The organism is Corynebacterium sp. KPL4072 (assembly GCF_037908395.1).
Taxonomy (GTDB): domain Bacteria; phylum Actinomycetota; class Actinomycetes; order Mycobacteriales; family Mycobacteriaceae; genus Corynebacterium; species Corynebacterium kefirresidentii.
Genome location: NZ_JBBMGE010000005.1, coordinates 1 through 19,718 on the forward strand (window position 1 = coordinate 1; position 19,718 = coordinate 19,718).

General features: G+C 57.5%; 21 protein-coding genes. 8 read left to right on the top strand and 13 right to left on the bottom strand.

Going from position 1 to position 19,718, the window contains the following annotated elements:
• Positions 1–273: 273 nt before the first annotated feature.
• From WMP97_RS06120 to WMP97_RS06130, 3 genes are read right to left on the bottom strand one after another with little or no spacing between them, the layout of a single operon-like run.
• Complete coding sequence (locus WMP97_RS06120; protein ID WP_340440049.1) at positions 274–1,245, bottom strand: beta-carotene 15,15'-monooxygenase; 972 nt, start codon at positions 1,243–1,245, stop codon at positions 274–276.
• On the bottom strand, positions 1,242–2,045 hold the full coding sequence (locus tag WMP97_RS06125) for an AAA family ATPase (RefSeq protein WP_340440050.1): 804 nt from the start codon (positions 2,043–2,045) through the stop codon (positions 1,242–1,244). The genes WMP97_RS06120 and WMP97_RS06125 overlap by 4 nt, the downstream gene beginning before the upstream one ends.
• Positions 2,042–2,416, bottom strand: coding sequence for a GntR family transcriptional regulator (locus WMP97_RS06130; RefSeq protein ID WP_023020124.1), 375 nt, complete (start codon positions 2,414–2,416; stop codon positions 2,042–2,044). The genes WMP97_RS06125 and WMP97_RS06130 overlap by 4 nt, the downstream gene beginning before the upstream one ends.
• Before the next feature lie 203 nt (positions 2,417–2,619).
• Here WMP97_RS06130 and WMP97_RS06135 point away from each other — a divergent pair, with 203 nt between their 5' ends.
• Positions 2,620–3,717, top strand: a complete 1,098-nt coding sequence (locus WMP97_RS06135; protein WP_340440051.1) for an NYN domain-containing protein — start codon at positions 2,620–2,622, stop codon at positions 3,715–3,717.
• Here WMP97_RS06135 and WMP97_RS06140 read toward each other — a convergent pair.
• Both WMP97_RS06140 and trxA read right to left on the bottom strand, forming a co-directional pair.
• Positions 3,714–4,451, bottom strand: a complete 738-nt coding sequence (locus tag WMP97_RS06140; protein ID WP_340440052.1) for a PspA/IM30 family protein — start codon at positions 4,449–4,451, stop codon at positions 3,714–3,716. The genes WMP97_RS06135 and WMP97_RS06140 overlap by 4 nt on opposite strands.
• Positions 4,452–4,535: 84 nt before the next feature.
• A complete protein-coding gene (trxA, locus tag WMP97_RS06145) occupies positions 4,536–4,904 on the bottom strand; it encodes a thioredoxin (protein ID WP_005325956.1) in 369 nt (122 codons plus the stop codon).
• A gap of 118 nt (positions 4,905–5,022) precedes the next feature.
• On the opposite strand from trxA, the gene WMP97_RS06150 reads away from it, so the two are divergent.
• Genes WMP97_RS06150 through WMP97_RS06165 form a run of 4 tightly spaced genes read left to right on the top strand, consistent with a single transcriptional unit; the run spans position 5,023 to position 9,189 of the window.
• Positions 5,023–5,223 (top strand): heavy-metal-associated domain-containing protein, encoded by a 201-nt coding sequence (locus WMP97_RS06150; RefSeq protein ID WP_023020127.1) that lies wholly within the window; start codon positions 5,023–5,025, stop codon positions 5,221–5,223.
• Positions 5,224–5,231: 8 nt separating this feature from the next.
• On the top strand, positions 5,232–7,385 hold the full coding sequence (locus tag WMP97_RS06155) for a heavy metal translocating P-type ATPase (protein ID WP_340440053.1): 2,154 nt from the start codon (positions 5,232–5,234) through the stop codon (positions 7,383–7,385).
• Positions 7,386–7,394: 9 nt separating this feature from the next.
• The gene (locus tag WMP97_RS06160; RefSeq protein WP_023020129.1) at positions 7,395–8,696 is read left to right on the top strand and encodes an MFS transporter; all 1,302 of its coding nucleotides are present in this window, start codon (positions 7,395–7,397) and stop codon (positions 8,694–8,696) included.
• Positions 8,686–9,189: a VanZ family protein gene (locus WMP97_RS06165; protein WP_408910188.1), complete on the top strand. Its 504-nt coding sequence runs from the start codon at positions 8,686–8,688 to the stop codon at positions 9,187–9,189. The genes WMP97_RS06160 and WMP97_RS06165 overlap by 11 nt, the downstream gene beginning before the upstream one ends.
• A gap of 1 nt (position 9,190) precedes the next feature.
• Here WMP97_RS06165 and dnaB read toward each other — a convergent pair whose 3' ends face one another.
• From dnaB to WMP97_RS06205, 8 genes are all read right to left on the bottom strand, one after another.
• A complete protein-coding gene (dnaB, locus tag WMP97_RS06170; protein WP_023020131.1) occupies positions 9,191–10,621 on the bottom strand; it encodes a replicative DNA helicase in 1,431 nt (476 codons plus the stop codon).
• Positions 10,622–11,088: 467 nt separating this feature from the next.
• Complete coding sequence (gene rplI / locus WMP97_RS06175; protein WP_023020132.1) at positions 11,089–11,541, bottom strand: 50S ribosomal protein L9; 453 nt, start codon at positions 11,539–11,541, stop codon at positions 11,089–11,091.
• A gap of 48 nt (positions 11,542–11,589) precedes the next feature.
• Entirely contained in the window at positions 11,590–12,138 is a 549-nt protein-coding gene (locus WMP97_RS06180; RefSeq protein WP_023020133.1) for a single-stranded DNA-binding protein, read from the bottom strand.
• A 49-nt stretch (positions 12,139–12,187) separates the two neighbouring features.
• Positions 12,188–12,478 carry a 30S ribosomal protein S6 gene (gene rpsF / locus WMP97_RS06185; protein WP_023020134.1) on the bottom strand — a complete coding sequence of 97 codons (291 nt, stop codon included), beginning with the start codon at positions 12,476–12,478 and terminating at the stop codon, positions 12,188–12,190.
• A gap of 122 nt (positions 12,479–12,600) precedes the next feature.
• Positions 12,601–12,789, bottom strand: a complete 189-nt coding sequence (locus WMP97_RS06190) for a hypothetical protein (RefSeq protein ID WP_023020135.1) — start codon at positions 12,787–12,789, stop codon at positions 12,601–12,603.
• Entirely contained in the window at positions 12,786–14,183 is a 1,398-nt protein-coding gene (locus tag WMP97_RS06195; RefSeq protein ID WP_239206490.1) for a glycosyltransferase family 87 protein, read from the bottom strand. Before WMP97_RS06195 ends, WMP97_RS06190 begins: the two co-directional genes overlap by 4 nt.
• 6 nt (positions 14,184–14,189) lie before the next feature.
• A complete protein-coding gene (locus WMP97_RS06200) occupies positions 14,190–16,442 on the bottom strand; it encodes a transglycosylase domain-containing protein (RefSeq protein WP_239206488.1) in 2,253 nt (750 codons plus the stop codon).
• A 75-nt stretch (positions 16,443–16,517) separates the two neighbouring features.
• On the bottom strand, positions 16,518–16,895 hold the full coding sequence (locus WMP97_RS06205; RefSeq protein WP_239206508.1) for a DUF5318 family protein: 378 nt from the start codon (positions 16,893–16,895) through the stop codon (positions 16,518–16,520).
• Between the two features lie 118 nt (positions 16,896–17,013).
• On the opposite strand from WMP97_RS06205, the gene WMP97_RS06210 reads away from it, so the two are divergent.
• The 3 genes from WMP97_RS06210 to WMP97_RS06220 all read left to right on the top strand — a co-directional run bounded on the left by WMP97_RS06210 (position 17,014) and on the right by WMP97_RS06220 (position 19,716).
• The gene (locus tag WMP97_RS06210) at positions 17,014–18,102 is read left to right on the top strand and encodes an inositol-3-phosphate synthase (RefSeq protein WP_023020139.1); all 1,089 of its coding nucleotides are present in this window, start codon (positions 17,014–17,016) and stop codon (positions 18,100–18,102) included.
• Between the two features lie 54 nt (positions 18,103–18,156).
• The gene (locus tag WMP97_RS06215; RefSeq protein WP_049359192.1) at positions 18,157–18,657 is read left to right on the top strand and encodes a MarR family winged helix-turn-helix transcriptional regulator; all 501 of its coding nucleotides are present in this window, start codon (positions 18,157–18,159) and stop codon (positions 18,655–18,657) included.
• An 87-nt stretch (positions 18,658–18,744) separates the two neighbouring features.
• A complete protein-coding gene (locus WMP97_RS06220; RefSeq protein WP_239206486.1) occupies positions 18,745–19,716 on the top strand; it encodes a universal stress protein in 972 nt (323 codons plus the stop codon).
• The last annotated feature ends 2 nt before the right edge of the window (positions 19,717–19,718 follow it).

Here is a 19,718-nt window from a genome sequence, read left to right on the forward strand (position 1 = left end):
CCAATCAACACACAACCATGCACACAAAAAATAAAAAGTACATTGGCACACTATTGAGTTCTCAAACATCACCACCACACAACAGCGACACACTTGCGCGTGTAGCTCGTCGTGAGCGAAAAATTTATTTTGTCAGGGCCTGTTTTCCTATCGCCGCTTCAGCCAGGAACTTTCTTGTTCCTGTGGGGCGCTGTCGGTCGCGCTGACTCGTATTAAGTTACACAGCGACTCAAACAAACACAAATCCCCAGGACAATTACTATTTTGGGAGCTTTAAGATACGCCCATCCAACGACTCATTCCGCCGCCGTGAACATTCGCTCGGCGAATGTAGCTGGGGAGGGTCAATGCCCATACTGCATAGAAGGCCACCGCCAAGAAGAACTTGGCAATTGCGGGGATGGGGGTCTGGACGTAAATGACGACTATTCCGGCTATGAGGACCGCATAGAGGATGAATAGGTACCAGTTCTTCTTTCCCAGAAATTCCAGCGTGACCAAAACCGGGGCACAGGTCGCACTAAGCAATGCGATGGCCGTAACGAGTTCACTGTCATTCGTCAGTGCTGCGCTGATACTGATGGCTGCGAGGACAGGTATCAGGCCGAGCACTGCAGTATGCAGGGCCCAATCTCTACGACTTCCTCCCATAACCGTGTATTCGCGGAGGGATTTTCTTAAGCTGCCCAAGACCGCCCCGAGCAGCACAACAGTCAGTACCCAGATGAAGATGCCGAGGAATTCGAGCACTGAAGCCGCGTCCTCATACTGGTAGAGAACTAAGCCAATCATCTGTGCCAAACACGCCCCACACCAAGCTTTGGCCTGCGGGCGATAGATCGTTTGCCCGGCCAAGGTGCGGGGGAACCAACCAAATCCGCTCGAAGGTTGCACGCCAACAGTGGTGTACCCGGAGCGTTTCGGAGTGGCGCTGCGATACATGGCCCATAGCGCCGCGACTGCATAAACAGGCAATGCCCACCACAGCTGCACAGTGAGAGCGCCCACGGCCGCCGCTAGTGCGAATAGTGCGACGAGAATGCGACGATGTTCGTTCCAGATTCTCGAACCCAGGCCCACTAGTTGATATTTCTGAAAGTCAGGCTGCAGGGAGAGCACGAGCCCCAAGGAAGCGATTACGGGGAGCACGCTCCATGTTCCCTCTGCCATGACTGGCATGACCAATAATGCGAACAGGAAAAAAGACCAGAGCCACCAATCGCCTAGGTACCACAGTAGTTTCATGCTCTCTCCTCTAATGCCAGCACCGCACGCTCTAAAGAGACCTCATTGACACGCAGGCCGTTGGCCTGGGCAATGCGAAAAATGGGATCGGTCGAAGCGGAGCGGGCGTCGATAAGCACACGGTCCCCTAAGGGCGTGGTTTGCCTACTCAGCGCAGGGAGGCCCAGCTCCTCGGCCGCTGCGGTGAGGGACTCGGATGGTCCGGTGAGCTCCAGAATTCCCTCGATGAAGTCATCGATGGGACCGGAAATGGGGTTATCTCCCATCAGCGAGACGGTATCGAGGAGGCCCGCCACCTCATTGAGGTGATGGGTGGAAATGATCATGGTGCGGCCGTGTTCCTCACGCAGCACCTGATAAAAGAGCTCGCGGCGCTGTGTGTCAAGGCCGAGATAGGGTTCGTCGAGAAGCATGACTTCGCAGCCAGAAGCAACGGCGAAGATGAAGCCCACCGCAGACTTTTGCCCGCGGGAAAGGGAAGAATAAGCCTTGGCCGGAACATCAAAGCGAACCAGCAGGTCATTAAACCGCTCATCATCCCAATGCGGCCACCGTGCCTTTCCTATGACGCCCAGCTTTCCGATGCCCCAGGAATCCGGTAGCGGGTTATCAATCCCCATCAAAATGACTCGGTTGAGGACCGATTGATTATCAAAAGGCTGCTCTCCGAAGACCGTGATACCGCCTGATTGGATTTGGCCGGCGATCTTGCGCAGGAGCGTGGTTTTACCTATGCCGTTGGGGCCAACTAGGCCGTGCGTCAGGCCATCGGCAAAGGTGAAATCTCGTGTCTTAATCATGAGTACATTCCTCGGCTTTCTGCAACGCGATCAAATAGGTCATGGAGTTGGGCGCGGTGGTACCCCAGCCGCACAGCTTCATCCACAAGCGGGGCCATGTATTCCGCCGCGAAATCGGCCCGGCGGCGCTCACGGATTTTCGCCAAGGCACCGTCTGCGACAAACATGCCGATGCCGCGACGCTTATCCAGCACACCAATATCCACTAGGAGGCTTATCCCCTTGCGAGCGGTGGCCGGGTTGATGTTGTGGAAGTCAGCAAGCTCATTAGTGGACGGAGCCCGGTCCCCCTCGCCCAGGGTTCCGTCCACAATGGCGTCTTCCACCAAGGAAGCAATCTGGCGGAAGAGTGGTTGGGTGGAATTATCCATTAACCCTCGGTTCGTTGGTTAGTTACTTGTGTAACTAACCATATAGGCAACAACCCACCTCTGCAATACTTCCGAAGTGAAAACTTTTTTGCCCCTACTGCGCTGGGATTTTGTCCAAGGTTATCGACGTTTTGTGACTAATGGGGCACACTGGAAACCACAAAGAATTTTATTTAGAACAATTAGAACGGAACTTAGGAGCCATGCTTGAACGCACACTTGTCTTTGTCGATACCTCATACTTGCTCGCAAGCTTTTATAACTCATGGGACACCGGAGCTCGCGCGCAACTAGAAATCGATCTACCCGAGGTGGTCAGCACGATGGGCGGGATGATCGAGAACCAACTGGGAACCCCGATCCAACGCCAATACTGGTATGACGGCATTCCCGATACCGGCCCGCACCGCTACCAACGGGCGTTGCGCACCTGCGAAGGCGTACAACTACGCACTGGCCAGCTCATCGAGTGGGGCGAGCGCCGCACCCAAAAGGCCGTGGATACCCGGTTGGTGGCGGATATGGTCATCGCCGCCATGAAGGGTCAATTCACTGATTTTGTTCTCGTCAGCGGCGATGCAGACATGATTCCCGGTGCCCAGGCAGCCGTGGACAATGGCATCCGCGTGCATCTTTATGGATTTGGCTGGGACTCCATGTCCTCCGCCCTGCGCCATGCGTGCGATTCCACCACCATTTTGGACCCGCGCGAGGACTTCGCCGATGCTATGGAATTGCAGGTATTGGAAGGCCCGCTTCCGCCAGTGGTGCGCGAAAACGCGCACAAGGACAGCGAGGAAATGCCGGAGCCGGACGAATGCGGCGAGCCTTCGGAGGTGGAAGCAGCCTTCGGTGCTACCGAAAAGCCCACCCCGGCCCCAACGCCCAAGCCAGCGCCGCCAAGGGCTGACGCCACAGAGGACTCCGCTGCCGAGGAGGATTCTCCGGCAGAGAAACCAGCACCAAAGCCATCCATGATGGCTCCTCGCCGCAAACTGCGCTCTAAATATGTTCCGCTGCCAGAAGAAGTGTGGAGCTCGGCTGGATTCCAGTCCCCCTTTGACGTGGGCCAGCAATACGCCTCGTGGTGGTTCGATAACGCTGCTAGCACCGAGCAGCGCGACCAGGCACACCTGCTTTCGGGCGGCGGGCTTCCCCCGGAGATCGACCGCCCATTACTGCAATTTGCCTGCGAAACCCTGCACGAATACACCCTGACCGAAACTCAGCGCGTGAACCTGCGCGATGGTTTCCACTCGGGGATTCGTGGGGTTTTAATTAACGTTCGCCGGCAGAATTAATCGCCGGACTCGAGCTCTTTCTTCTTCTTAATATCCGCCCGGATGGCATCAAGGCGCGCAGTCGCCTTCATGTCATTGCCGGCGGCTTTAATCTCACTAATGCGATCACCGCCGGTAGCATGCTGCAATTCTTGCGCGCCCAAGGCATCGGCGTAGCGCTTTTCAATCTTGGCGCGCACAGAATCAAGAGTAGGCACGGAATCATCCGGGTTTAGCTGATTCATGGATTCAATGGCCTGAGCGTTCTTTTCTTGCATCGCTGCTTGATCCGCTTGGGCCTCCAGCTGGCTAACCTGGGCTAGCTGCTCCTTCAAGCGCGCCTCAGACTGCTGCTGCTGACTCTTGGCCTGCGCGGCAGCTTGATCTGCGGCAGCGTACTGCTGCTTGACGTCTTCCAGTTCCTGCTCCACTGCAACCAGCTGAGAAGCAACAACTTCCGCAGCCTGGTTATATTCGGCAGCCTTTTGCGGATCCTCCGCCGCATCTGCCAGTTCCAATGCACGCTGGGTTTGAGATTGGTAGTCCTGCTGGGACTTCACCAGGCGGTCCATCTGCATTTCCAGCTGAGACTTATGGCCGATGATTTCTGCGGCGTGCTCAGAAATCTGCTGGTGCTGCTCCTTGGCTGCCTGAACAGCCTGCTGGATCTGCACCTTCGGATCAGCGTTCTCATCAATCTTCTGATCGAAGGAACTCATCATGTACTTCCAACCTTTGCTGAAAGGGTTAGCCATTATCTTCTCCTTTGGAAATAAAAAAGACGCTTTCTAGCGAGTTTAGCGATACTCACCAGAAAGCGCCGAGGAAGCTAGTAGGTATTAGCCCTGCGCATTTTGCTCTTCTACCTGGCGGCGGACCTCTGCCATGTCGAGTTCCTTAACCTGCTTGAGTAGGTCTTCCAATGCTGCAGGGGGCAGCGCGCCAGCCTCACGGAATACCAAGATGCCATCGCGGAAAATCATCAGCGTTGGAATGGACTGAATCTCCAGTGCGGATGCGAGGCCCTGGTTAGCCTCGGTATCCAGCTTGGCAAAGGTAGCATCCGTGTGCTCTTCGGAGGCCTTTTCAAAAACCGGTGCAAAGCGCTTGCACGGTCCGCACCAATCGGCCCAAGCGTCTACGAGCGTAATGCCCTCGCCGGTAACGGTTTCTTCAAAGTTTTCTTCGGTGACGTCGATAGTAGCCATGCTTGTTCTAACTCCTTTACGTATCGCTTTATTCCCCCAACGTACCTGAATCATCCTTGCCACATACCCCTAGGGGGTATAAAATCGGTACAGAAATCAACCCAAAGGAAGGATCATTATGAGCACCAAGAACTACACCGTAGAGGGCATGACCTGCGGACATTGCGAAATGTCAGTAAAGGAAGAAGTCGGCGAAATCTCCGGCGTTAGCGAAGTCACCGCAGACCACACCACCGGCGCGGTTACGGTTAGTGGCACCGATTTCACCGATGAACAGGTAGCGGCCGCTGTAACTGAGGCCGGCTACACGTTGAAGTAGGCACCGCCATGTCCCACTTGGACCTTGGCGTCACGGGCATGACGTGCACTTCCTGCTCCTCCCGCGTCGAGCGCAAACTCAACAAGCTTGACGGGGTAAGCGCCAGCGTCAACTTTGCCACCGAGGCAGCGGCCATCGAGTATGACTCCCAGACGGTTAGCCCGCAGGAGCTCATCTCGGTGGTTGAGGGCGCAGGTTACGGCGCTTTCGACATGGCCGAGACGAAGGCAGAGGATCCCCAGCCTAAGAAGGATGATGGCGACGCGTTGCTGCGCCGCACCATTGTCGCCGGAGCTTTATCGCTGCCGCTCATGGTGGTATCGATGTCGCCGGCCCTGCAATTTCCCAATTGGCAGTGGGCCTGCGCCATCATCGCTACCATCGTCTACATCTTTGGTGGCGCACCTTTCCACACCGCCACGTGGACGAACCTTAAGCACGGTTCTTTCACCATGGACACGCTCATCACCATGGGAACTTCGGCGGCCTACTTCTGGTCGCTGTGGGCACTGTTTGTCGGCAACGCGGGCGAGCCGGGCATGAAGATGCACATGTCGCTGGATGCAAACGCGGCACAGATGGACCACATCTATTTTGAATCCGTAGGCATGGTCATTACGTTCCTGCTGCTCGGCCGCTGGTTCGAGGCGCGGGCCAAAGGCCAGTCTTCGGAGGCGCTGCGGGAGCTGCTCTCCTTAGGAGCTAAGGAAGCCTCGGTACTTACCGCACAGGGCGAGCGGCGCATCCCTATTGCACAGCTGCAGGTAGGCGATGTCTTCGTAGTCCGCCCAGGCGAAAAGATCGCCACCGATGGCATCGTGAAGGCGGGCAACTCGGCCGTCGATACGTCCATGATTACCGGCGAGCCAGTACCCGTTGAGGTGAGTACCGGCGATGCGGTCACTGGTGCAACCATCAACGCTTCGGGCCGCATTGAGGTGCGAGCCACCAAGGTGGGCGAGGATACGGTACTGGCCCAGATGGCCCAGCTCGTCACAGATGCCCAAACCTCCAAGGCACCAGTGCAGCGCCTCGTGGACCGCATCGCGCAGGTCTTCGTCCCTGTGGTGATTGCGGTAGCTGCGCTTACGCTGATTGTTCACCTCTTCTTCGGCGGGGTAGCCCCGGCCTTTATCGCCGCCGTATCCGTTCTCATTGTGGCCTGCCCATGCGCGATGGGCTTGGCGACGCCCACCGCGATTCTCGTCGGCACCGGCCGCGGCGCACAGCTCGGGCTTGTCATTAAAGGCCCGGAAATCTTGGAGTCTACGCGCCAAATCGACACCATTGTGATGGATAAAACCGGCACGGTCACGGCTGGAGAGATGTCCGTTACCGCCGTCCACGGTGACGTGCTCGAGCTGGCCGCGGCCGTCGAGCACAATTCCGAACACCCCATCGCCCGTGCCATTACCCAGGAATGCAGCGTGGAACCGGCTACCGAATTCGCAGTAGTTCCGGGCGGCGTGGAAGGAACTGTAGAGGGGGTCCGAGTGGGCGTCGGCAAGCCGCAAGGCCCCTTGGGGGACTTAGAAGCACCATTCCGCGAGGCACAAGACTCTGGTGCCACGCCGGTGGTTGTCTCCGTGGACGGCCAACCTGCCGGAATCATTGAGGTCCGCGATACCATCAAGCCCAGCTCTGCCGCCGCAGTGGCACAGATGAAAGAGCTTGGGCTCACCCCTTACCTGCTAACCGGTGATAACGCTGGAGCCGCCCACGCCGTGGCGGCCGAGGTAGGAATCGAGCACGTCAGAGCCGAAGTCCTCCCAGAAGACAAGGTAGATAGCATCAAGGAACTGCAACGCTCCGGGCATACCGTGGCGATGGTCGGCGACGGCATTAACGACGCCGCCGCCCTTGCCCAGGCGGACCTTGGGCTCGCCATGGGCGCGGGTACCGACGTGGCAATTGAAGCCTCTGATATCACCCTGATGAACGGCGATCTACGCTGCGCTGCTGATGCCATTCGGCTCTCGCGCCGCACGCTAGCAATTATCAAGGGCAACCTTTTCTGGGCCTTTGCCTATAACGTCATACTCATTCCTGTTGCCGCACTTGGCCTGCTCAACCCATTATTTTCCGGCCTCGCGATGGCACTGAGCTCGGTTTTTGTGGTTACCAACTCACTACGCCTGAAAGGTTTTTCTGTTCAGCGATAGTATTATCGCATGCTCAGCCGCACCGAACGTCTCGATCGCCTTCCCGTCACCTCTAAGCACAAGCGCCTACTCTTAGGTTCCGGCCTTGGATGGGCGCTTGATGCTATGGATGTCGGGTTAATCTCCTTCATCATGGCCGCCCTTGCCGTTCACTGGGATCTAGGTGCCAGCCAGACCTCCTGGTTGGCCTCGGCAGGCTTCCTTGGCATGGCGCTCGGTGCAACCTTTGGCGGATTGCTGGCAGATAAATTCGGCCGCCGCAATGTCTTTTCTCTCACCTTGCTTGTCTACGGCTTGGCAACAGGGGCATCCGCGCTAGCTGGGGGACTTACGGTTCTCATCTTCTTCCGATTCATCGTTGGGTTGGGCCTCGGAGCCGAGCTACCAGTTGCCTCCACGCTCATATCCGAATTCGCGCCTCGGCGGGTCCGCGGAAGGATGGTAGTCATTCTCGAGGCATTCTGGGCCTTGGGATGGATCCTTGCGGCCATCATCGGCACTTTCGTGGTGAGCACATCTGAATCCGGTTGGCGCTGGGCCCTGGCCCTTGGCATGCTGCCAGCCGCGTATTCAATCTATGTGCGCCGCGGTCTACCAGAATCTGTGCGTTTCCTTGAATCCAAAGGCCGCCATGATGAGGCCGAAGCTATCGTTGCCAGTTTCGAAGCCGCGGCGGAAAATCGCCCGCTGGACGATGCCCTCCCAGAGCCCACACCTTCCCCCGCAGCGTCTATCTGGAGTCCGCAGCTACGAAGGAGGACCGCAGCGTTGTGGACCATTTGGTTCTGTGTAAACCTCTCCTACTATGGCGCCTTCATCTGGATTCCCTCTCTGCTAGTAGCCGACGGTTTCTCCCTAGTGAAGTCTTTTAGTTTTACCCTCATTATCACCCTTGCCCAGCTGCCTGGCTACGCGGTGGCAGCTTGGCTCATCGAGCTCTGGGGCAGGCGGGTAACCCTCGCGGTATTCCTGCTCGGCTCGGCAGCAGCAGCCGGCCTATATGGAGCAGCAGCTACGGAAGCATTGATCATCCTGGCTGGTTGTCTGCTCTCCTTCTTCAACCTCGGCGCCTGGGGAGCCCTCTATGCCATCGGTCCGGAGCTGTATCCCACTTCATTGCGAGGGCGTGGTACGGGAGCGGCAGCAGGCTTCGGTAGGCTAGCATCTATTGCGGCCCCACTAATCGTCCCGCCACTGCTTGCTGCGGGTGGGACGGCCTGGTTATTTATTGTATTCGCCGCAGCATTTGGCATTGCGGCTGCCGCCGCCTTCAGTCTGCCCGAGCAGAAAGGAATAGCGCTTGCTCAGTAGGCTCTCCCTCGCCGCGTGGACGGCCGTTATGGTCGCATTGACCACGCTCAAGCCTTTCTACCAAATCGGCTATTTGTGGAAACCGGAAAATCAGCGTGCGCGAGAACTGCGCTGGGTGCCGCTGGATGAATTCTCCGGCGGCAGCTGGTTTGGTCCGCTATTTGAGTACGCGGGAAACACGGCCTTCTTTATCCCGTTTGGAATGCTGGTGTTTAGTCTGTGCCGTTCCATTAAAACCACTGTGGCGTGGGGATTTGGCCTGAGCCTAGTGCTGGAGGTGTGCCAATATGCGTTTGCCCTTGGGCGAACGGATATTGATGACCTCATATTTAACACCGTGGGCGCACTCATCGGTGCGGCGTTCGCCCGCCTATGTGGCGAACGCTTCTTCCCCGTCTGGCGCTGGTTAGCGCTTGCCGCAGCTGCGGTTTTCCTGGTGTTGGTTATCCTCGGCCCACGATTGGGCGATCCCAATGCGGTGGTCGACCTGTAATTTATCCGTGGGCCATATTGACGAACTTGGAGTAGTGCAGCTGGTGTGCCACCTGCACGGTATCGATTGGACCGCCACGGTGCTTGGCTAGGATAATATCCGCCTCGCCGGCGCGCTCATTATCGCGATCCTGGGAGTCAGGACGGTACAGCAGCATGACCATATCGGCGTCCTGCTCCAAGGAGCCGGACTCACGGAGGTCAGCAAGCTGCGGCTTTTTATCAGTACGCGCCTCGGGTCCACGGTTCAGCTGCGAAATTGCGATGAGAGGAACCTCTAGCTCCTTGGCCAAAAGCTTGAGCTGGCGGGAGAATTCGGAAACCTCTTGCTGGCGGGACTCAACCTTTTTACCCGAAGACATCAGCTGCAGGTAGTCCAAGACGATCAAATCCAGCCCGTGCTGCTGCTTTAGGCGGCGAGCCTTGGAACGAATCTCCATCATCGTCAGGTTTGGAGAGTCATCAATAAACAGCGGGGCGTCTTGCACTCGGTTGAGGGTCTCATCAATTTTCGCCCAGTCCTCGGTGGAGACACGGCCGCCGCGCATATCGGCCAGCTTGACTTCTGATTCCGCCGAGAGCAGGCGCATGACAATCTCCGAGGCTGACATCTCGAGGGAGAAGATTACCGAGGACTTACCATGCTGCAAGGAGCAGGACCGCATGAAATCCATGGCTAGGGTCGATTTACCCACACCGGGACGAGCAGCGACGATGACCATCTGGCCTGCGTGGAGACCGTTAGTCAGCTTATCTAAATCGATAAAACCAGTTGGCACGCCTAATTCCACACCGCCGGCTTGCTGCAGTGCTGCCAGCTCATCAATGGTGGGGTCAATGAGGTCACCCAAGACTCGATAATCTTCCGCAGTTTTGCGCTGGGCGACGGCGAAGACTTCCTGCTGGGCGCGGTCCAGGACGGACTCGATCTCTGCATCCTCGGTGCCGGAAAATCCTAGCTGTACTACGCGGGTGCCGGCATCAACCAGCTTGCGCAACACGGCCTTCTCCGCCACGATCTCTGCGTAATAGCGGGCATTTGCCGCCGTCGGCACCGTGGCCAGCAGCGTGTGCAGATAGGGGGCGCCACCAACGCGTTCGAGGTTATTAAAGCGATCCAGCTGAGAGGCCAAAATGACAGCATCGACGTCTTTACCCTCAGAATAAAGGTCCAGCATGGCGCGGTAGATCAGGGTATGGGCCGGATAGTAAAAGTCCTCCGGTTCCAGTTCCTCAATGACTTCCATCACCGTATGGGGACTCAGCAGCATTGCGCCTAGGACGCCCTGCTCCGCCTCCCGGTCTGCGGGGGGCTGGCGGAATTCTCCATAGCGCTTTGGCTCTTCCTGCTGAAAGCGACGGCGTGGGGCCGGTTCCTCCTCGGGCGGCGGCTCCGGCGGCAGGTGTTCATCGTCAAAGCTGGCGTTGGTCATGTCTTCCCCCTTGTAGCTATTCGAGCGAGCGAGCGTAACGGAATTTCAGTTTAGTCTAGCGCCGGGACACTACCCCCTGGGTATAAAGCCGGAAGTTATCCACAGGATGGTGTGGAAATTGCTGGTCGCGGCATACTCGGGCCGCAATTGCCCTGCATATGCTTGTGGATAACTCAAAACCTCCGTGACCTGCACACATCATATCCCCTTCTCACGACGGGTTTTCGCAGATGTGAAAAGTGGCACATTAACAGTGGATAAGGGCCCTGACCTGCGGGTTAATAAAGCAACCGAGGTGTAAACGCAAAGTTAATGAGCTGGAGAGTTATCCACAGATTTCCACAGTTATCCACAAGCCGGTGAAAACGCGCTAAAGGCCCCAAGAACCTGCCACCTCACATAGCAGGAACTTGAGGCCTAAAGCGTTGCTGTTGTCTTTGGGTCTATATGGACCGTCGTGCGCCTAGTTAGGCAGCAACGACCGAGAAGTTCACCTTGCCGATAACATCAGCGTGCAGCTTCAGCTCGACCTGGTAATTGCCGGTCTTCTTGACCAGGCCCTTTGGAAGCACAACAATGCGCTTATCCAGCTTTGGGCCACCGGCCTTGGAGACGGCGTTGACAATGTCTTCTGCTTTAACGGAACCGAAGAGCTTACCGGATTCGGAGGTCTTAACCTCTACCTTGACATCCGTCAGCTGCTCGAGCTGGTTGCGGACCTCACGTGCGTGATCCAGGTCGCGAATCTCGCGAGCTTCCTGGGCGCGCTTGATGCCCTCAATCTGCTTCTCTGCGCCGCGGGTAGCCACGATAGCCAGGCCGCGAGGAAGCAGGTAGTTACGTCCGTAGCCGTCCTTAACCTCAACAATTTCGCCAGCGGCGCCGAGGTTCTCAACGGCAGCGGTGAGGATCAGCTTCATGATCCCTGCCTTTCAATTGAGTTAGTTGAATAGTTGCGGGTGACAGACTTAGAACGGAGGTTCAGAATCAGCGCCTCCGAAACCACCAGCTGGTGGCGCGGAGTTCCACGGATCCTCAGAAGGAGCCTGGTTCTGCTGCTGCGGCTGCTGTTGCTGGCCGCCTCCAAAACCGCCCTGATTATTGTTATTCGAGCGCTGCTGGCCGCCGCTAAAGTTATTGCCGCCCTCACGTGGATTGCGGTTTACCTGTGCGGTGGCGTAGCGCAGAGACGGGCCGACTTCGTCGACGTCAATCTCGAATACGGTGCGGTTTTCACCCTCGCGGGTCTGAAAGGAACGCTGCTTCAAGCGTCCGGTAACGATGACGCGCATGCCCTTAGACAGGGTTTCGGCGACGTTTTCTGCCGCCTGACGCCATACGTTGCAGGTCAGGAACATAGCTTCGCCGTCTTCCCACTGGTTCGTCTGCGAGTTATAGCGACGAGGGGTGGAGGCGACGCGGAAGTTAGCTACTGCCGCACCCGCCGGGGTGAAGCGCAGCTCGGGGTCAGCAACGATGTTGCCTACCACCGTGATATTGGTATCTCCCTGTGCCATGTCTTTACTCCTTATCGGTTACGTGGATTGTGCTTGATCCCAGTATCCGTTACTTGCTGTCGGTGCGCAGAACCTTGGTACGCAGGATGGTGTCGTTCAGGTTCAGACGGCGGTCGAGCTCGGCAACCGAAGTGTGCTCGCACTCCAGGTTGACGACGGCATAAATGCCCTCTTCCTTCTTGTTGATGGGGTATGCAAGACGACGCTTGCCCCATACATCAAGGTTCTCAACCTTGCCGCCATCCTGGCGGACGATTTCGAGGAACTTATCCAGGGACGGGGTTACGGTGCGCTCATCCTGATTAGGATCCAGAATGATCATGACTTCGTAGTGACGCACGGACCTCATCACCTCCTATGGTCTAGTAGTTTTCGGCTGCATCACCTTTGCGGATGCAGCAGGAGGGTACGTTGCGTCAAGCAACCCCACTACAGTACCGCAAGTGACCGGCGAAAAGAAATCTAACCGGTGGTAGTTGCGGCGAAAAACACAGCGGCTGTCGCCGGAATGATGGTGAGGAAAAGGATAGCCAAGATCCCTAAAACGATGGGCCCGCGCCGATCCTCGCGGTTATGAAACAGCCAAAAGGCACCCATCACGCAGAGAAAGCCTAAGAAGATGGAGGCCATCCCGATATAGGTAACAATCATGCGAATGCTCCTGCCAAAGGATCACTGCCACCATGCGCATCGCGCACCTTATCCGTGACCTTCCCACACATCTGGCGAATGATAAATACAGCCATGGCGATAATGAGGGCATCGCGGGAAATAACGGCGACGTCGAGAAGCTCGTGCGGAATGCCCTTATTGTCCGTGCCCAGCATGTGCCACATCAATAGCGGCCATACCAGGGCGTCGACAAGCGCCCAGCTAAAGACCAGACGCCAGCGCGGCAACGCCAGAGCTGCGGGGACCACCAGCCACAGCGAATACTGCGGCGACCACACCTTGTTGACCAATAAAAAGGCAGCCACGATGAGGTAGACCAGCTCTGCCATGCGCGGGGTTCGCGCGCTGCGCAGACCCAGCACCGCAATTGCTGCGCAAAGAGCCAAAAAAGCCACCAAGCTGAAGGTATTGAGAAACTCTGGGCTAAAACTCATGCCGGTATTGCGGCTGAGCACTGAGTAGATGGTGGTCCACTCCGCACCGCGCTCTTGGTTGAGGCGGAAAAATTCTCGCCACGCATCCGGGTATTTCATTGCCACCGGCGCGTTGACCGCAATCCAAGCTACGGACGCGCCAAGTAAGGCTAGGAAAAATTGCGACCAACGGCGGTTGCGCACCGCCAAGACCAAGAATGCCCCCAAGATGAAGACCGGCCATAGCTTGAAAGAGGCGCCAAGGCCGATAAGGACACCTGCTACCACCGGCCGCTTGCGCGCGGCGGCCAGAAGCGCGCCTACGGCAAAGGCGATGGAGGGGATATCCCAGTTGCTAAAGGCGTGAATGATGATAAGGGGGCTGGCCGCTACGAGGATGGTGTCCCACGTGCGATTGCCTACCAACAGGTAGACCATATAAAGCACGCCGACCCAGATACAGGACATGACCAGGGCGGTGAGGCCGAAGTACCAACCGGCCTCCGGGATTCCGGCCCACTCCACAAGGGAATAGGTATTGCGGGCGATCCACCCCATCATTCCTTGGAATAAGCCCGCGAGGACCGGGTATTCCATATAGCGGGTCAGGTCGCCCTCCTGCCAAGAATAGGCATAGGGGAAGCCGCCTTCATCGAGGCCACGGCCGCCGTAGAGCGGGATGATGTCGTTATAGCAGAAAGAGGTGTACTGGCGGTTTGCTGCCCAATTCAAGCTAATAACCCCGTCATCACCGCGGGTACCGCCGGCACAATTGGCTTTGGAGAGGAATCCGCAAGCCAGAAATACCCAACCGACGGCGATGATGGCGCGCAGCGGGGTCCACCATTGAGTGGGGCGAACGCCGGCAAAACGGCCCATTGGCCCGCCGAGGAATTCAATTACTCCGCGGGCCAACGGCTCTGAGGAGACGGGAATGCGCTGGTGCGAATTCACTGTCACTGCCGCCTACCCTAGAAGGTCTGCCAGGTCGCTATTCGGACCAATGAGGTCATCTAAGGACGGAGCCTCTTGCTGGGCCGGTGCTTGGTTGTTGTTGCCATTGTTGCCATTGTTGCCATTGTTGCCACGGTTGCCACGCTGTGGACTTGGCGCTGGCTTCGGGCTCTCCGGCTTCTCTTGTGGCTGGACCGGCTTGGTCTCTTCTTCCGGCGCAGCCTGCTGCTCTGGAGCCTCGTAGTTTTGCGTATCGCCAGCGCCGCTATCCCAGCTCGGGTCATAGGCCGGGGCGGCCGTTCCGGCGCCCATATTGCCGAATCCCAGTGGATAGGCGGCCGGGAAGTTTTGGAATTCGGAGTTGGCCAGGGAGTTATCCAGCACGGCCTTCCAAATCTTGGTCGGCGCGCCCGCGCCGTACATGATGCCACCGTACTGATCGAAAATGGCGGAGGTGTTATCTGCGGTACCTACCCACACGGCAGTGGCCAGCTGCGGGGTGGCACCAACCATCCAGGCATCCTTGTTATTTCCGGTATCGCCCATCTGGGTCGTACCGGTCTTAGAGGCAGAAGCGCGGCCGCCCGCAAGGGCGCCATTGGACCACGCGGCTACCGGCTCCATGGCCTCGAGGACGTTATTGGCCACATTGGACGATACGCGGCGCTCGCCTTCATCTTCAGGGTGCTCGTACAGCACTTCGCCGGCGGCGTTTTCTACGCGCTGCACAAAGTGGGGATTATGCCACACACCCTGGTTAGCCAGGGTGGACATCGCGGTAGCCATATCGAGCGGGCGGGACTGGTACTGACCCAGGACGATGCCCTCGAATGGCTGCTTGCCCTTTTCCGTCAGCGTCTTCTCAATGCCCGGCAGGGACTTAGCCACACCCAGGGCATGCGCCATATCCGCGGTGTCCTGCGTACCGTTCTTCAGGTCCGCCTGCAGGCGCAGGAAGGAGGTATTCAGGGACTGCTTGGTAGCCTCGCGCAGGTTGCATACGCCGCAGCCACCGCCCACGTTGGTAACCACATCGGATCCCGGCAGCTGATAAGGAGCAGAAGAGTAATTAGTATCCAGGCTAATTCCCTGCTGCAGGGCAGCTGCTAGGGCCATGATCTTGAAAGTCGAACCGGTCTGCAGCGGGGAGTTGGCGTAATCCCAACCATTGGAATCGTGGCCACCGAAGTACCCGCGGACCGCACCGGTCTTTGGGTCGATGGTGACGGAAGCCGCACGTGCATCTTCCTGCAGGGGAGCCATCTGCTCATCGACTGCCTGGATGGTGTTGTTCTGCACGTTCATATCAATGGTGGTGGTAATGCGCAGACCACCGGTGGACACCTCGTTTTCGGTGATGCCTACCTCTTCCAGCTCACGGATGACCTGATCTTTGATGTGACCGTTGGCGCCCGGGGCCTCGGTATAAGCCGAGTACTCGGTTGGGTCGCGGGTCTCCGGGAAAGTCATCCCATCGCGCTGTTCTTGGGTGAGGTCACCCATGCCCACGAGGCCATCTAGGACGTAGTTCCAGCGGTCCTCGGAGCCCTCTTGGTTCACGCGGGGGTCGAGTCCGGACGGGGACTGGATGAGGCCGGCGAGCATGGCGCCTTCCTCCGGGGTGAGGTCCTTGGCGTCCTTATTAAAGTAGGCGTTGGATGCGGCCTGAATGCCGTAGGCATTGCGTCCGAAGTACACGGTGTTGAGGTAGGCGTTGAGAATATCCTTCTTTTCCCACTCATTGGTCATTTTCACCGAGTAGATAAGCTCGCGAATCTTGCGCACATAGGAGTACTCATTACCCACCAGCGTGTTCTTCACATACTGCTGGGTAATGGTGGAACCGCCACCAGCATCAGCGTTGCCGGTTACCTTACCCACCACGGCGCGGCCGAGGCCGGTGAAGGAGAAGCCGGAGTTATCCCAGAAATCGCGGTCCTCCGCGGCAAGCACGGAGTCCTGCACATAGTCCGGGATCTCATCCAGGTTTACGTGGGTACGGTTGCCTTCCGGCGGCACCAAACGGGCGAGCTGGGTCTGGTTATCGCCCGCGTAAATGGTGGAGACTTGGTTATTGGCCAGGTCCTTGGGCTCCGGAACGGTGTATTGCGAGTACGCATAGGCAAAAAGTCCTGCGGGCAATGCCACAAAGACCAGTAGGAACGCCAAAACGACCCACGGCCAGATGCGGCGTTTCTTTTTCGCCTGCTTTTTGCTGGGGCGAGCCACCTTAGTGGACTTGCCGGTAGATTCCTTCTCGGTCACTGATTCGTGTCCTCATTCATCCCTGATCACAAACTAAATAATTGCAGCTTACTGCCTAAGGCGGTGCGCCGGAAACTAACACGCGTTAAAAGCAGTAGCAGAACGCAACAAGTGGTTCCACCGGCACTGGCGACATACCTCCACCTCGTGCACCGTAAACTCCAAGCCCTCGGCTACAAATTCCGCTATTTCTTTATCACTACGGGCGCTCCCAGCACGCCGGCCGAGGTTCTCTCCATAGACCCAGCGGGTAAGCCGCAAAGGCTCGCCGCACACTGGGCATTCTTTATCCATGGTGTGCCCGTGGTGCTCAGCTGCGGCGCGCAGCAGAAAATCGGCATCGCATACCTCTTCCCGTGTGAGCTGCCCGGCGCGAAATTCGCGCAGATGGTGGGCGCGTTCCCACTCGTGGGAGAGCACATGCTTATAGGCAACGGAATTCACCCGGATCATCCTAATTACCTCTTCTTGATCGATCCACATGGTGTTATGCCACCGCAGGGCATAATTTTCGGCTTAGTCTTGCGCAGTCACTGACAACCACAATTCATGGATATAAAAGGAGTAAACCTTGTCCGAGAAGGTAAAGGTCGCCATCGTGGGCGTCGGCAATTGCGCCACGTCCCTCATTGAAGGCGTGGAGTTTTATCGCAACGCCGCTGCCGATGCAGATATTCCCGGTTTGATGCACACCCAGTTTGGCCCGTATCACGTCGGCGACGTGGAATTTGTTGCCGCTTTCGACGTGGATGCGGACAAAGTGGGCAAGGACCTTGCGGAGGCCACGCGCAGCTCCCGCAATTGCACCATTTCTATTACCGACGTCCCGAACCTGGGCGTTACCGTGCAGCGCGGGCCTACCCTGGATGGCTTGGGCCGTTACTACCAAGAGTCCATTGCGGAATCAGAAGCCCCGCTTGCCGACGTCCCCGCTGTCCTTCGCGAATCCGGCGCCGACGTCGTAGTTTCCTACCTGCCGGTGGGCTCCGAAGATGCGGATAAGTTCTACGCGCAAGCGGCCATCGATGCCGGTTGCGCCTTCGTCAATGCCCTGCCGGTCTTTATTGCCTCTGATCCAGAATGGGCGAAGAAGTTTGAAGACGCCGGGCTGCCCATTGTGGGCGATGATATTAAATCCCAGGTAGGTGCCACCATTACGCACCGCGTCATGGCAAAACTCTTCGAGGACCGCGGCGTGCGCTTGGAGCGCACCATGCAGCTCAATGTGGGCGGCAATATGGACTTTAAGAATATGCTCGAACGCGAGCGCCTCGAATCAAAGAAGATTTCCAAAACGCAGGCCGTCACCTCTAACCTGCACAACTCGCCTATCGCCGGCAAGCGCGAGGACCGCAATGTTCACATCGGCCCTTCGGATTATGTGGAATGGCTCGATGACCGCAAATGGGCCTATGTCCGTTTGGAAGGATCTGCCTTCGGCGAAGTCCCGCTGAACTTGGAGTACAAGCTGGAGGTCTGGGACTCACCTAACTCTGCCGGCATCATCATTGATGCCGTGCGCGCCGCCAAGATTGCCCTCGACCGCGGGGTTGCCGGCCCAGTACTGCCTGCCTCGTCCTACCTGATGAAGTCCCCGCCGGTGCAAAAGGCCGATGACGTGGCACGCGCCGAGCTGGAAGATTTTATTGCCGGAAGCTAACTTTTTGACTTCCAAACTACCGCGCAGAGAAAACGAGCTATACAATCGTTTTCTATGACGCAGCAACATGAGGAGAAGGGCCCCGCTCAATCCCCGTCTACATACGAGGATGCCGTCGAGGTCGCGCGTTCCATCCAACCGGCGCTCAATAAGCTCATCCTTATTTTCCAGCGCACGGCAGAGGGCTCTTCTTTGACCACCTCCCAGGTATCCATCATGAACCAGCTGCGTATGCGGGGCCCATCACGCGTATCCACCATCGCGCAGGCAGAGCTTATCCGCATGCCCACCGCCTCTAATGCGCTCTATCAGCTAGAGCGCCGCGGCTACGTGGAACGCCACCGCGATGAGGAAGACCGCCGCGGTGTCCTGGTAGCGCTGACGCAATTGGGCGAATCTGAACTCGCCATCGTTTCACAGCAGCGCGCCTCGGCCTTGGCAGAAATCATGCGGTGGCTAGAGCCTGAAGATTTGGATACCGCGAATGAAGTAGCCACTGTCATCTCCAAGCTTGCAGATGTCTATCGCCCCACAATGAACGGCGAACAGCGCTAGTTTTGCCCGCGGTGATTTCATTTTTCTCCGGCTTAACGTGATAATTGAGAGAAGCGAAAACCGTAATCTCTCACTAGTTCGTACAGTATGGCAACTGATATTTCCGATGGACATCTCCCAGCCCTGAGCAAGGGCTCGGCTGAAAAGCCACTTCGCATCCTTATTTCTTGGAGCCCCTCTTCCTCCGGCACCGAGGCACTCGAGTGTGCCGCGTGGCTTTCCCGTACCGCTGATATCCAGGTACGCGTCATCTCTACCGTATTCCAGCCGTGGACTACTACTTCCCTCAGCAAACTGGGCGGAAAATATAAAAAATGGTTTAAAGGACAAAAGGAGGCCTGTGCCGCCGCTACCCGTGCCGCCCTCGATAAGGCCGGAGTGCCGCGTAGCTGCTGGGATGAGAAACCCTCCCTATTGGTCGACGGCCCTTCGCGCCCCCATCTGCTGACGGAAATGGCCAAGAAGTTCGAGGCAGACCTCATCATTTTGGGGCCCAACCAGGCCGCACCCAAGGGGCGTTTCTTCGCCGGCTCTACGGCCGATACCTTGCTACATTATTCTCCTCAACCGTTGGGCTTGGTGCCTCGCAAGGTAAAGCTGTCCAAGCACGGCGTCACCCGCTTTAACTTTGCCATTACTGAACGCAGCCCGCGCGAAGATCATGAGATGCTCGCCGCAGCCGAGCTTGCCAATCGCTGGAACCTGCCGCTGCGCCTGCTGGCTTTCTCGGCAAAGGGCTTGCTCAGTACCCCGTCGAAGGATAAGCACGATATGGCGCTCGAGCTGGCGGCAGAGTGGCTCGAGGATTCCCTTGCCATGCTGGATCGCGCCCGCGATTGCATCCAGGAGAAATTCCCAGAGCTGGATGTCACCTCTGAAATTGGTTCCGGTGCCGGCTGGGGCGGCGCAGTGGATTCGCTCAAGTGGAAAAAGGGCGATCTCATGCTTATGGCCTCCACCCCGCAAGGCCCCATCGCCCGCGTATTCTTGGGTTCTACTGCCACGGAGCTGCTGCCGCATATTCGGGTGCCCATCTTGGTCCACCCAGCCTGCGGTTAGGA

Bases quoted from the DNA above. Each gene is read 5' to 3' on its own strand.
- dnaB (WP_023020131.1), bottom strand. From the start codon at position 10,621: ATGACCAACGCCAGCTTTGACGATGAACACCTGCCGCCGGAGCCGCCG.
- WMP97_RS06215 (WP_049359192.1), top strand. From the start codon at position 18,157: ATGACGCAGCAACATGAGGAGAAGGGCCCCGCTCAATCCCCGTCTACA.
- WMP97_RS06190 (WP_023020135.1), bottom strand. From the start codon at position 12,789: ATGATTGTTACCTATATCGGGATGGCCTCCATCTTCTTAGGCTTTCTC.
- WMP97_RS06150 (WP_023020127.1), top strand. From the start codon at position 5,023: ATGAGCACCAAGAACTACACCGTAGAGGGCATGACCTGCGGACATTGC.
- WMP97_RS06160 (WP_023020129.1), top strand. From the start codon at position 7,395: ATGCTCAGCCGCACCGAACGTCTCGATCGCCTTCCCGTCACCTCTAAG.
- WMP97_RS06180 (WP_023020133.1), bottom strand. From the start codon at position 12,138: ATGGCACAGGGAGATACCAATATCACGGTGGTAGGCAACATCGTTGCT.
- WMP97_RS06120 (WP_340440049.1), bottom strand. From the start codon at position 1,245: ATGAAACTACTGTGGTACCTAGGCGATTGGTGGCTCTGGTCTTTTTTC.
- WMP97_RS06130 (WP_023020124.1), bottom strand. From the start codon at position 2,416: ATGGATAATTCCACCCAACCACTCTTCCGCCAGATTGCTTCCTTGGTG.
- WMP97_RS06135 (WP_340440051.1), top strand. From the start codon at position 2,620: ATGCTTGAACGCACACTTGTCTTTGTCGATACCTCATACTTGCTCGCA.
- WMP97_RS06125 (WP_340440050.1), bottom strand. From the start codon at position 2,045: ATGATTAAGACACGAGATTTCACCTTTGCCGATGGCCTGACGCACGGC.
- WMP97_RS06140 (WP_340440052.1), bottom strand. From the start codon at position 4,451: ATGGCTAACCCTTTCAGCAAAGGTTGGAAGTACATGATGAGTTCCTTC.
- trxA (WP_005325956.1), bottom strand. From the start codon at position 4,904: ATGGCTACTATCGACGTCACCGAAGAAAACTTTGAAGAAACCGTTACC.
- rplI (WP_023020132.1), bottom strand. From the start codon at position 11,541: ATGAAGCTGATCCTCACCGCTGCCGTTGAGAACCTCGGCGCCGCTGGC.
- WMP97_RS06220 (WP_239206486.1), top strand. From the start codon at position 18,745: ATGGCAACTGATATTTCCGATGGACATCTCCCAGCCCTGAGCAAGGGC.
- WMP97_RS06205 (WP_239206508.1), bottom strand. From the start codon at position 16,895: ATGATCCGGGTGAATTCCGTTGCCTATAAGCATGTGCTCTCCCACGAG.
- WMP97_RS06155 (WP_340440053.1), top strand. From the start codon at position 5,232: ATGTCCCACTTGGACCTTGGCGTCACGGGCATGACGTGCACTTCCTGC.